This is a genomic window from Streptomyces sp. NPDC030296, assembly GCF_055572815.1.
The window spans coordinates 201539-213632 of record NZ_JBVICQ010000001.1; the positions used below are offsets into that span (position 1 = coordinate 201539).

7 protein-coding genes and 2 pseudogenes are annotated in these 12094 nt (G+C 70.4%); 6 read left to right on the top strand and 3 right to left on the bottom strand.

The features are described from left to right. Positions 1–68: 68 nt before the first annotated feature. Positions 69–365, bottom strand: coding sequence for a hypothetical protein (locus ACZ4Z3_RS00850; protein ID WP_468499030.1), 297 nt, complete (start codon positions 363–365; stop codon positions 69–71). Positions 366–820: 455 nt separating this feature from the next. Further along, positions 821–1192 (bottom strand): annotated as a pseudogene (locus ACZ4Z3_RS00855) (GNAT family N-acetyltransferase); the annotation flags it as partial. Between the two features lie 455 nt (positions 1193–1647). Here ACZ4Z3_RS00855 and ACZ4Z3_RS00860 point away from each other — a divergent pair. Together ACZ4Z3_RS00860 and ACZ4Z3_RS00865 are read left to right on the top strand one after the other, a co-directional pair. Beyond that, entirely contained in the window at positions 1648–3753 is a 2106-nt protein-coding gene (locus ACZ4Z3_RS00860) for a ricin-type beta-trefoil lectin domain protein (protein WP_468499031.1), read from the top strand. 380 nt (positions 3754–4133) lie between these two features. Then, positions 4134–5134 (top strand): annotated as a pseudogene (locus ACZ4Z3_RS00865) (IS701 family transposase); the annotation flags it as partial. A 131-nt stretch (positions 5135–5265) separates the two neighbouring features. Here the strand turns inward: ACZ4Z3_RS00865 and ACZ4Z3_RS00870 are convergent. Then, positions 5266–6018: a FadR/GntR family transcriptional regulator gene (locus ACZ4Z3_RS00870; RefSeq protein ID WP_468499032.1), complete on the bottom strand. Its 753-nt coding sequence runs from the start codon at positions 6016–6018 to the stop codon at positions 5266–5268. Positions 6019–6341: 323 nt separating this feature from the next. Between ACZ4Z3_RS00870 and ACZ4Z3_RS00875 the strand changes: the two genes are divergently transcribed. From ACZ4Z3_RS00875 to ACZ4Z3_RS00890, 4 genes are read left to right on the top strand one after another with little or no spacing between them, the layout of a single operon-like run. Further along, positions 6342–7970, top strand: a complete 1629-nt coding sequence (locus ACZ4Z3_RS00875; protein WP_468499033.1) for an ABC transporter substrate-binding protein — start codon at positions 6342–6344, stop codon at positions 7968–7970. 1 nt (position 7971) lies between these two features. Next, complete coding sequence (locus ACZ4Z3_RS00880) at positions 7972–8931, top strand: ABC transporter permease (RefSeq protein WP_359693449.1); 960 nt, start codon at positions 7972–7974, stop codon at positions 8929–8931. Between the two features lie 19 nt (positions 8932–8950). Then, complete coding sequence (locus ACZ4Z3_RS00885; protein WP_468499034.1) at positions 8951–11014, top strand: dipeptide/oligopeptide/nickel ABC transporter permease/ATP-binding protein; 2064 nt, start codon at positions 8951–8953, stop codon at positions 11012–11014. Continuing rightward, a complete protein-coding gene (locus ACZ4Z3_RS00890) occupies positions 11011–12084 on the top strand; it encodes an oligopeptide/dipeptide ABC transporter ATP-binding protein (protein WP_468499035.1) in 1074 nt (357 codons plus the stop codon). Before ACZ4Z3_RS00885 ends, ACZ4Z3_RS00890 begins: the two co-directional genes overlap by 4 nt. The last annotated feature ends 10 nt before the right edge of the window (positions 12085–12094 follow it).

Consider the following 12094-nt stretch of genomic DNA (forward strand, 5'->3'; position numbering starts at 1 on the left):
CCACACGGACACTGCCTGCGCCCGGTCTCGCCGCCCCTTCCCGCGGTCGTGGCCGCGTGGGCGCCTTCTCACCGTTGACGGTGAACGGGACGGAGCATAGATGCGGAGCGTGGTCGGCCGTGAGCGATCGTGAGGGGGCGACCCGACGGACGGGTTTGTTGCTTGTGCTCACCGATCTGATTGCGTAGATCATTGAACAGCTCGTCGAACTCGGCGCCGGTCACCGGATCCGACCCCGGGAAGCTCATCTGGACGGACGCCCGCTCGAAGAACCAGCCCTCAGGACGCTGAAGAAAGGACTCGGCGTACCGGCGCTCGACGGCCAGGCTTGCGTAGCCGAGCAGGTCTTCCCTGATGGAGTCCATCCCCGGTGCGTTACCGATGACCTCGATCCGGCTGATGAGCTCGGCCCGGCGTATGCGTCCCGAGCGCGTCGAACGCCTCGAAAGCCTTGGCTGACGTCGTACTCTTCGAGGACTGCCGCGCCTGGACGAGGAGGGCCTCGGCCGCCTGCTCGTTACGGTGTCCGCTGGCCTTGGGTTGCAGGAGGAACCCCGCGCTGTCCTCCGGCAGCTCTGCGGTGGTAATCAGGTAGAGGCTTGTCTCGGCAAGATCGATTTGCCCCTCGGTGACGGCGTGTGACCAGACCCTGAGTGTCTTCCACAGGTCCGAGGTGGAAGGCAGACCCTACGAACAACCGGATGCTCCAGCGGTGCGGATGGTCGGGATCGGTGGGGCAAGCGAAGAGGTCGAGCTCGCCGGAGCGGCCGACGGTGACCTCGGTGGGAGTTGCGGACCGAAAGGCGGGCAGGTCCCGGTCCTAACGGCCGGCCGTAGGCGTGACCGTCGGGTGCCACTCGCGGCGGAGGAGGCCGAAGACCCAGGAGTCGGAGACGTCGCCGTTGACGACGCAGTCCTCGCGGAGGGTGCCTTCGCGCACAAAGCCGAGCTTCTCCAGGACCCGGGCGGACGCCACGTTGCGGGTGTCGGTCTGGGCCTGGACGCGGTTCAGGCCCAGGGTGTCGAACGCCCACCGCAGGACGGCGTGCGCGGTCTCCGTGGTGTAGCCGTGGCCCCACGCGGCGGCGTCGAAGACGTAGCCCAGGCACGCGCTGCGGAAGTCCGGGTTCGTTACCGTGCCGGCCATGGCGCCCAGCAGCAACCTCTCCGTGCCAGTGCTGCTGTCGAAACCCGTGAACATTTCGATTCCCTCTGGGGTGGCGGCTGCCTCCCGAACCGGTGTACATCCGCTGCCGTTCTCGCGGACACGGACAAACCGAAGCGGAAGAAGGCCACCACGGACGACAACGGCGCCGATGAAAACACGGCCGGGGAGACGGACAAGCTCCCCGCGCTGCCGAAAGCGGCACGCACTGCCGTACTCACCGCGCTCGCACCGCGCGACGCCATCGACATCGCCCTGTACGGCCGCTTCCTCGCCGAGATCGCCGAGCGTCGGCCCACCCTGCCGTGCCGGGCCGGGAGTGGGTGCCCTGACCACTACACCGCCCCAGAAAGGGAAGGACTATCCGTTGACTTCTGTGCGGTGGGGACTCTAGCTTCGGCGTCGATCTGTTCGGCAAACCGAGCATCGTTCGACATACCGGTCAACCGTGTGCGGTTGTCGTGCCTGCGAAAGGAACCCGTATGCCCCTCCAGCAGTGCGTCCCCCGTGCAAGACGCCTGGCCAGAGCCGTCCTTGTCCGTGCGTCGGTGCTGGCGATGGCCGGGGGTGCGCTGGTCGGTCTCCAGCACCAGCAGGCCACCGAACTGGACCGGGCGGAACCGGTCGCGGTGACGTCCAACCAGATCGCGGTGGACCCGGCGCCGATGGGCTGGGCCTCTTGGAACACCTTCGCCGCGAAGATCGACTACAACGTGATCAAGGCGCAGGTCGATGCGTTCGTCGCGGCCGGTCTCCCGGAGGCCGGGTACAAGTACATCAACCTCGACGAGGGCTGGTGGCAGGGTACCCGCGACAGCCAGGGCAACATCACCATCGACGAGTCCGAGTGGCCCGGCGGTATGAGCGCGATCGCCGACTACATCCACAGCAAGGGCCTCAAAGCGGGCATCTACACCGACGCGGGCAAGGACGGCTGTGGCTACTACTTCCCGACGGGCCGCCCGGCCGCGCCCGGCAGCGGCAGCGAGGGCCACTACGAGCAGGACATGCTCCAGTTCTCCAAGTGGGGCTTCGACTACGTCAAGGTCGACTGGTGCGGCGGCGACGTCGAGAAGCTCGACGCAAAGACGACGTACCAGGCCATCAGCGACGCCGCCGCGAAGGCGTCGGCCACCACGGGCCGCCCGCTGACCCTGTCGATCTGCAACTGGGGCAAGCAGAACCCGTGGAACTGGGGCGCCGGCATGGCCGCCCTGTGGCGTACCAACACCGACATCATCTTCCACGGCAACGCGCCCTCGTGGGACAGCATGCTCGCCAACTTCGACGCGAACGTGCACCCCTCGGGCCAGCACACCGGCTACTACAACGACCCGGACATGCTCATGGTCGGGCTGGACGGCTTCACCGCCGCCCAGAACCGCAGCCACATGAACCTGTGGGCCGTCTCCGGCGCACCGCTCCTGGCCGGCAACAACCTGGCCACGATGAGCACGCAGACGCGTGACATCCTCACCAACCCCGAGGTCATCGCGGTTGACCAGGACCCGCGCGGCCTCCAGGGCGTCAAGGTCGCTGAGGACAGCCCCGGACTGCAGGTCTACGGCAAGGTCCTGTCCGGCACGGGCAAGCGGGCCGTCGTCCTGCTCAACCGCACCTCCAGCGCGCAGAACATGACCGTGCGCTGGTCCGACCTCGGCCTGACAGGCGCCTCCGCCACGGTCCGCAACCTCTGGACGCGCTCCAACGTGGGCAGCTTCAGCACCAGCTACACCGTCTCCGTGCCCGCCAAGGACTCGGTGATGCTCACGGTCACCGGCGGTACCGAGGCCGCGAGCTCGACGTACGAGGCCGAGGCCGCCGCGAACACCAAGGGCGGCTCCGCGGCCAACGCGGCCTGCGCCAACTGCTCCGGCGGCACCAAGGTGGGCAACGTCGGCAACAGCGCCGCCAACACCCTGCGCTTCAACAACGTCACGGCCGACGCTACGGGCACGAAGGTCGTCGACATCGCCTACACCAACGGCAGCAACGCGGCCCGTACGGCCGTCCTCCAGGTCAACGGACAGCAGGCCACCAAGGTGTCCTTCCCGCCGACCGGCTCCTGGACCACACCGGGCACCGTCTCCGTCGAGGTCTCCCTGAAGAAGGGCTCGTCGAACACGCTGGCCTTCTCCAACTCCACCTCCTGGACACCGGACTTCGACGCCATCGAGGTGCGCCCGCTGCCCGGGGCGAACAGCGCCCAGGTGGTCGGACAGCAGTCGAACCGCTGCCTCGACATCAACAACAACACCATCCTCAACGGCACCGACGCACAGCTGTGGGACTGCAACGGCGGCGAGAACCAGTCGTGGGCCCACGTCACATCCCGCAAGCAGCTGGTGGTCTACGGCAACAAGTGCCTGGACGCCTACAACCGCGGCACGACCAACGGCACCCGGGTCGTCATCTGGACCTGCAACGGCCAGACCAACCAGCAGTGGAACGTCAACGCGGACGGCACCATCACCAACGTGAACGCCGGCCTCTGCCTGAACGCCAACGACGGGGCAACCGCCAACGGCACCAAGCTGGTCCTGTGGACCTGCAACGGCAGCAACAACCAGAAGTGGACCCTTTCGTAGTCCGCGCGGCGCCGTGAAGCGCGAGGGCCCGGTCCGAAGCGGACCGGGCCCTTCGCCGTTCCCTTTCCCTCCCTGAGGCGGGACCTCGCCACGCGTGCGTGATGTGAGCGTCGTAGCCCTTGAGGTGACCTCCCAGCGTGGAGGCATTGGTGACTCCAGGATCCGGCGGGCTCAGGCCCGTCGGGCCGCTCGTGATGCTGCAGAAGATCTTGACGCTCGGATGGGGGCTTGTTGGTGTGCGGGGTGGCGGCTGGCCTGGGGTGTTGCTGGTGTGCGGGGTGGCGGGGTGAGCGGTTCCTGTGAGGAGGTCAGGGTGTGTGAGCTGGGGTTGTGTGTTGTGTGTTGAGATCTTCGCTCGGCTCCCAGACCATCCCGGCCAGGTGGCCGAGCGTCTGCCGGGCGGGAACATGCAGGCCCTGCAGCAGTTCGTGAGCCAGTCGCCGTGGGATCCGCTGCCGGTCCGGCGGCGGATCGCCGAGCGGCTGTGTGGGGTCGTCATGCCCGAGGTGTGGGTGATCGACGATGTGTCGTTCCCCAAGTGCGGCAAGGCGTCGGTCGGGGTGGCCCGCCAGTACTGCGGAGCGGTCGGCAAACGGGCGAACTGCCAGGTCGGGCGGTCAGTGTCCATGCCGCCACCGACACCGCCTCGTGCCCGCTGGAGTGGCAGTTGTATCTGCCGCGTGAGTGGACGGACGAGCCGGACCGGTGCCGCAGGGCGGGAGTCCCCGGCGACGTGGTGCACCGGGAGAAGTGGCGTCTTGCGCTCGGCCTGCTGGACACACTCGCCCAGTGGCAGGTGAAGGCGCCGGTCGTGGTCGCCGATGCCGACTACGTCGTCAGCACCCCGTTCCGGCTCGGTCTCGAGGAGCGGGGGCTGTCCTATGTCCTGGCCCTGACCGGGAAGGAAGTCGCCCACCCGGAGGATGCCGAGCCGCACCGGCCTGCTTACGGCGGGCTCGGGCCGCCCACCCTTCCCCGCAACCGCAACCGCACCCCACCGCGAGCCGTTTCGGTCCTTGCGGGGGAAGTGGGTGCTCAGCGGTTCACCGAGGTGACCTGGAGGCAGGGCAGCAAAGGCGCGATGACCTCGCGGTTCGCGGTGCTGTCCGTGCGGCCCGCAGGCAAGCAGTCCCTGGCCGCAGTGCAGGAGGCGGGCGGCGGCCGCAACCGGTGGGACGGCGTCCTGCCCGCCCGGACGCTCCTGGTCGAATGGCCGGACGGCCAGGACACTCCGACCAACTACTGGATAACGAACCTGCCCGCCACGGCACCGGCCGCTGGCCTGGTGCGATGGGCCAGGATGCGCTGGCGGATCGAGCGCGCCGCCGCCCAGGCGTTCCTCACCCTGCGGCGGCTCGACCCAAAGTCCGCACACCGGCCTGACCCTCTATCAGGTCCTCGACGTTCTTCAGGACCTGCTGAGGTGCTGGACCGGTACCTGCACCACCTGCGGACGGCGCCTGCCCAGCCCTCCGACCAGCCACAGACGGGCCAGAACCTAACGAAGCACTACTACGGCCGCGCGTCGTGGCTCGCCGCCCGCTCGGGGGAGGCCGTCGCCGCGCGGGCCTCGATGCCGCGGAAGTGCTCCGACATCGCCCGCTGGGCGCCCTCGACGTCGCGGGCGCGCAGGGCGGCGACGATGTCGCGGTGGCGGCGGACGGTCAGCTCCGGGGTGGGGTCGTCGGTCCAGCCGCGGGCCCCGGCCACCCGCAGGAAGACCGTCCAGAAGGCGCCGAGCAGCTGGGGGACGAGCGCGTTGCCGAGGGAGGCGTAGAGCAGCTCGTGGAAGTCGCGGTCGAGTTCGGCGACGGGCTCGCCCGCCCGGCCGGCCGCCTCCATCCGGTCGACGACGGCCGCGAGGGCGTCCAGCTCCGCCTCGGTGAGCGTGCCCGCGACCCGGCGGACGAGCCCCTCCTCCAGCACCTCGCGGATCTGGAGGACCTCGGCGAGCGCGGCGGTGTCGCCGTCGGGCCGGGCGAGCGCACGGAAGGTCAGGCCGTCGACGAGGGGCGTCAGGGACGCCTCGCCGACATAGGTGCCGTAGCCGTGCCGGATGTCGACTATGTCGAGGGCCTGGAGCGCCTTGAGTGCCTCGCGCACGGAGTTGCGGCTGACCCCGAGGTCCTCCATCAGCTCCGTCTCGGTGGGCAGCGGTGCCCCCGCCCGCAGTTTGCGGTCGAGGATCAGCTGCGTCACCGCCCGCTGGACCTGGCCGCTCACCCGCCGCTCGGGCCGGCGCCGGCCGCCGCTCTGCTCTGACATGCGCCGCATCGTACGCTCGCCGGACATCCGACGACCCACCTCCGGACGGGAACCACGGGAAGGGACCGGGGGAACACCGGGTGAACACCGGGTGGCCACCCCGGCGAATTCTCTCCCAACGGGGCCTCAACCCTCCTTATTTCCTACCGGTGTTGCCCCGTCATTGGTCGAACCTCTGGCGGCTACGCCATTCGTGTGCGATCCCTTGACCGCCCCCACGGGCGCTCCTAAGGTCACGCTGCCCCCTGTGGGACGTAGGACGTCGTACCTCTGTCATCGAGCCCCCCACCGCTTCGCTCCCCCGCTGCCTCTTTGGAGGAACCGTGCGCGATGTGACCCATGACGCCCCGGCACCGGCCCGACGGTCGTTCCTGAAGCACTCCGGTGCGCTGGGCGCGGCCGCGGCCCTGTCGCCCGCGCTGGCCGCCTGTTCGGCCGGGCCGGAGTCCACGAACGACACCGGCGGTGGCGGCGGTAGGAACGGCACCCTGACCGCCGTCATCGGCTACGGCAACGACGGCAGCTGGGACCCGACGCAGACCGCGTCCGCGTTCTGCATGGCCGCCAACAACCACATCTACGAGGGCCTCCTCGACACCGACCCGCTCTCCCGCGAGCCGTACGCGGCCCTCGCGACGGCCGTGCCCGGCGACCTCGGCGGCACGTCGTGGCGGTTCGAGCTGCGGCCCGGCGCCACGTTCCACGACGGGAAACCGGTCACCGCCGACGACGTGGTCTTCGTCTACGAGCGGATCCTCGATCCCGGCACCCAGACCCTCGCCAAGGGGTTCTTCGCGAGCTGGCTGAAGGAGGTCCGGAAGGTCGACGCGCGCACCGTCGAGCTGGTCCTCAAGTTCCCCTTCCCCGACGGCGTCTCACGGCTGACCCTGGCGAAGATCATGCCCAAGCACGTCTTCTCCCGGCCGGGCGCCTGGGAGGAGGCCATCAAGGGCAAGGCGATCGGATCGGGGCCGTACCGGCAGACGGCCCACCACCCGAAGTCCAACACGACGTTCGAGGCGTACGCCGACTACAACGGGCCGCGTCCGGCCGCGTTCCGGAAGATGAACTGGCTGACCATCGTGGACGCGGCACCCCGGGTCGCGAAGATCTCCGGGGCGAGCGCGGGGGCGCAGATCGCCGACAACATCCCGTACGCCAACATCGGGCAGTTGGAGAAGGGCGGGATGACCGTCCAGGGCGGCTCCGGCATGAACAACCTCTTCCTGATGTTCAACACCAAGCACAAGCCCTTCGACGACGTCCGCGTCCGGCAGGCCCTGCACTACGCCGTCGACCGCGACAAGATGATCGAGGTCGCCCTCAAGGGGCACGGGAAACCGGCGAGTTCCTTCCTCAACGAGGAGAACCCCAGCTACCGGCCGGCCAAGACGGTGTACGGGTACGACCCGGAGAAGGCGAAGGCGCTGCTGGCCGAGGCGGGCGTGCGCGGGCTCAAGGTCGACATCCTCGCGGTGAACGTGAGCTGGATCGTCGACTGTCTGCCGACCCTCAAGGCGTCCTGGGACGCGATCGGCGTCGAGACGACGCTCTCGCCCCAGGAGACGACCGCCGTGTTCACGAAGATGGACCAGAAGCAGGACTACCAGGTCGTGGCCGCCGCCTCCAACCCCAACCAGTTCGGCCTCGACGCGGACCTGATCATGCGTTACAACTACGGCCCGCAGAACCTGTGGATGCGGTACGCGCGCTGGGCCGACGCCCCGGTGGCCAGGAAACTCTTCGGGGACATGGACCGGGCCACGAAGGAGCCGGACGCCGACCGGAAGAAGGCGATGGTCCAGGACTACATCGACGTCGTCGCCGAACAGGCCGTGCTCTACCCGGTGGTGCACAACGAGCTGATGACGGCCTGGGACCCGAAGCGGCTGTCGGGGATAAGGGCGCAGCCCTATCCGGGGATCAACCTGCTCCAGGCCAAGTGGGTCTAGCGTGATCGCTGTCCTGCGCGTCCTGCTGCGGCGGATCGCCCTGCTGGTCCCCCTGCTGCTCGGGATCGTGCTGTTCGTCTTCGTCGTCATGCGGTTCTCGGACGTCGACCCGGCGTCCGCGTTCTTCCAGGGCGCCAACCCGACCCCGGAGCAACTGCACGAGTTCCGGGAGGAGAACGGACTCCTCGACCCGCTGCCCGTGCGCTACGTCGGCTTCGTCGGGGATCTGCTCCACGGCGACATGGGCACCAGCGCGCTCACCCGGGCCCCGGTGGTCGAGCAGGTCACCACCGCCCTTCCGCTCACCCTCCAGCTGACCTTCCTGGGGCTGGGGATCGCGGTGGTGCTGGCCCTGCTCGGCGGGATCACCGCGGCGATCCACCGGGACCGGCTGCCGGACCAGATCATCCGGGTGGTGTCGCTGACCGGGGTCGCGGCGCCCGGCTTCTGGCTGGCGCTGCTGATGATCCAGTACCTGGCGGTGGACCTCGGGTGGTTCCCGACCGGCGGTTACGTCAATCCGGCCGACTCCTTCACCGGGTGGCTGAAGACGATGACCCTGCCCGCGTTCGCCCTGTCGCTGCCGGTGGCCGCGCAGCTCACCCGGATCGTGCGGACGGCCGTGGTGGAGGAGCTGGACAAGGACTACGTGCGCACGGCGATCGGGAGCGGACTGCCGCCGCGGGTCGTCGTGGGCCGCAACGTCCTGCGCAACGCGCTGATCAACCCGCTCACGGTGCTCGGGCTGCGCGTCGGCTATCTGCTGGGCGGCGCCGTCGTCATCGAGACGATCTTCTCGCTGCCCGGCATGGGCAAGTTGATGATCGACGCCGTGAAGAACGGCGACCCGGCGGTCGTCCAGGGTGTCGTCCTGACCACGGCCGCGGGGTTCGTCGTCGTCAACCTCGTCATCGACGTCCTCCACCTGCTGGTGAACCCGCGACTGAGGGATGCGAGCTGATGCGCTGATGTTCGGCCTGATGGTGACCACGCGCAAACGCCTGACGGACGCCCTGTCCCGGCCGGGCCTGCGGTTGCGCGCCTGGCGGGGGCTGCCGGTGCCGTCGCGGATCGCCGTGTGCTTCCTCGCGGTCGTGGTCCTCACCGCCCTGCTCGCCCCGGTGCTCGCCCCGCACGACCCGCTCGACCAGCAGAGCCTCGTCGGCGGCACGGGGGCGCCCTCCGCCGAGCACTGGATGGGCCAGGACAGCCTCGGCCGGGACATCCTCAGCCGGCTGATGCACGGGGCGCGCTGGTCGCTCGCGATCGGGCTGGGGGCCACCACGATGGCCCTCCTCGTGGGCGCGTTCGTGGGGGCCGTGGCCGCGACCTCGCGCAAGGCGGTCGACGAGACCCTGATGCGCTGTCTGGACGTCGTCATGGCGTTCCCCGGCATCGCGCTGGCCGCAGTGCTCGTCGCGGTCTTCGGCGGCGGCATCGAGGTGCTGATCTGCGCCATCGCGTTCCTGTTCACGCCGCCGGTCGCCCGGGTCGTGCGGGCCAACGTCCTCGACCAGTACGGCGAGGACTACGTGACCGCCGAGCGGGTCATCGGGGCCCGCACCCGGCACATCGTGGTCCGGCACGTGGCCGTCAACTGTGCCGCACCCGTCCTGGTGTTCTGCACGGTGCAGGTCGCCGAGGCCATCGTGTTCGAGGCGTCCCTGTCGTTCATCGGCGCGGGCGTACGGCCGCCGGACCCGTCATGGGGCAGCGTCATCGCGGACGGCAAGAACATGGTGCTGACGGGCGGCTGGTGGGCGACCGTGTTCCCCGGTCTGCTGATGCTGGTCACCGTACTGTCCCTGAACGTCCTCTCCGAGGGCGTCTCCGACGCCTGGGCGGCACCGGCGGACCGGGACGCGGAGCACCGGGCGGAGGACGGAACGCCGACCGGCGACGGGACTCCGGCCGCGGAGGGGCGTCCGACGGCGGAGGGGCGTCCGGCGGCCGTCGTGGCCGGCCTCCGGGAACCGGCAGCGGACCACCCGGAGGCCGTCGCCGACGAGGCCGCGCTGCCGGGGCTGGCGCAGGCGGCCCGGCGGCTGCGGGCACGGGCGCGGCCCCTGCCCACCGGGCGGCCGGTGCTGGCGGTTCAGGACCTGGCGATCGGCTTCGAGAAGCGGCACGGGGGCGTGGACATCGTCGACGGGATCAGCTTCGAGGTCCGGGCCGGTGAGGTCCTGGGCCTGGTCGGCGAGTCGGGGTGCGGCAAGTCGCTGACCGCGCTGACCGTGATGGGGCTGGAGCCGAAGGGGGCGCGGGTGCGCGGCCGGGTCGTGTTCGGGGAGCGGCAGCTGGTGGGTGTGCCGATGCGGGTGCGGCGCCGGCTGCTCGGCCACGACATGGCGATGGTCTACCAGGACGCCCTGTCGTCGCTGAACCCGGCGATGACGATCCGCGCCCAGCTGAGGCAGGTAGTCCGGCGGGGCGGCGGGCGCGCTCCGGCCGCGTTGCTGGAGATGGTCGGCCTCGACCCCGGCCGTACCCTCCGCAGCTATCCGCACGAACTCTCCGGCGGTCAGCGCCAGCGCGTGCTGATCGCGATGGCCCTGTCCCGCGACCCGCGGCTGATCGTGGCCGACGAGCCGACCACGGCCCTGGACGTGACGGTCCAGGCGCAGGTCATCGAGCTGCTGCTGCGGCTGCGCGCGGACCTGGGCTTCGCGCTCGTCCTCGTGTCGCACGACCTGGCGCTGGTCGCGGACGTCACCGACCGGGTGGCCGTGATGTACGGCGGGCGGATCGTCGAGACGGGGGTGACGGCGGACCTCGTGGAGTCACCGGCCCACCCCTACACGCGCGGTCTGCTGGGCAGTGTCCTGTCGCTGGAGTCGGCGGCCGAGCGGATGACGCAGATCCAGGGGGTCGTCCCCTCCCCCGCCGACTTCCCGGCGGGCTGCCGCTTCGCCGACCGCTGCCCCCGCGCGAGCGAGGTGTGCCGTACGACCGTCCCGGCGCTGCTGGGCTCCCCCACCCACACGGCGGCCTGCCACCACCCGGCGGTGGACCTGACCACGACGGAGCACGAGGTGACCCCGTGAGCAGCCCACTCGTGCAGGTCTCCGACGCCCATGTCGTCCACCGGGCACGCGGCGGCGGCCTCTTCACCCGCGACCGGGTGTACGCCCTGACCGGCGCCGATCTGACGATCGCGCCCGGCGAGACGGTGGGCGTGGTGGGCGAGTCGGGGTGCGGGAAGTCCACGCTGGCGAAGGTGCTGGTGGGCGTGGAGCGGCCGACGGCCGGGACGGTCTCCTTCCGGGGGCGGGACCTGTGGTCGATGACGCCTGCCGAGCGGCGGGCGACCGTGGGCGGCGGCACCGGCATGATCTTCCAGGACCCGTCGACGGCCCTGAACCGCCGGCTGACCGTCCGCCGGATCCTGCGCGACCCGCTCGATGTGCACCGGCGCGGCACGCCCGCCGAACGAGAGGAACGGGTGCGGGAGCTGATGGCGCTGGTCGGCCTGCCCGCCGTCCTGGCAGACGGGCTGCCGGGCCGGCTCTCGGGCGGGCAGCGGCAGCGGGTCGCGATCGCCCGGGCGCTCGCCCTGGACCCCGGCCTCGTCGTGGCGGACGAGCCGACGAGCGCGCTGGACGTGTCGGTGCGCGCGCAGATCCTGAACCTGCTGCTCGACCTGAAGGAGCGGCTCGGGCTGGCGCTGGTCTTCGTGTCGCACGACATCCAGACGGTGCGGCGGATGAGCGACCGGGTGATCACCATGTATCTGGGGCGGATCGTGGAGGAGGCGCCGGCCGACGCCGTCACCGGACGGTCGCGGCACCCGTACACGCGGGCGCTGTTCTCGGCGACGCCGGGGCTGCTGGACCCGATCGACCCGATCCCGCTGACGGGCCCGGTGCCGTCGGCCACGCGGCCGCCGAGCGGCTGCCCGTTCCGTACCCGCTGCTGGCGGGCGGACGAGGTGTGCGCGGAGGTGATGCCGGGCTTCGCGGCCGCGTCGGCCCCCGGACACCGTTTCCGCTGCCACCATCCTGTGCAGGAGACGGAGTGGACAGGGGCCCTGGTCGCCGAGGCCGCGTCCCGGTCGGCGTCTGTGTCCCCGGCCACCGCCATGGCCGTGCAGGAGCGTGCCGTACGAGATACCTAAGGGAGCAGCC

Bases quoted from the DNA above. Each gene is read 5' to 3' on its own strand.
- ACZ4Z3_RS00885 (WP_468499034.1), top strand. From the start codon at position 8,951: ATGGTGACCACGCGCAAACGCCTGACGGACGCCCTGTCCCGGCCGGGC.
- ACZ4Z3_RS00860 (WP_468499031.1), top strand. From the start codon at position 1,648: ATGCCCCTCCAGCAGTGCGTCCCCCGTGCAAGACGCCTGGCCAGAGCC.
- ACZ4Z3_RS00870 (WP_468499032.1), bottom strand. From the start codon at position 6,018: ATGTCAGAGCAGAGCGGCGGCCGGCGCCGGCCCGAGCGGCGGGTGAGC.
- ACZ4Z3_RS00850 (WP_468499030.1), bottom strand. From the start codon at position 365: ATGGACTCCATCAGGGAAGACCTGCTCGGCTACGCAAGCCTGGCCGTC.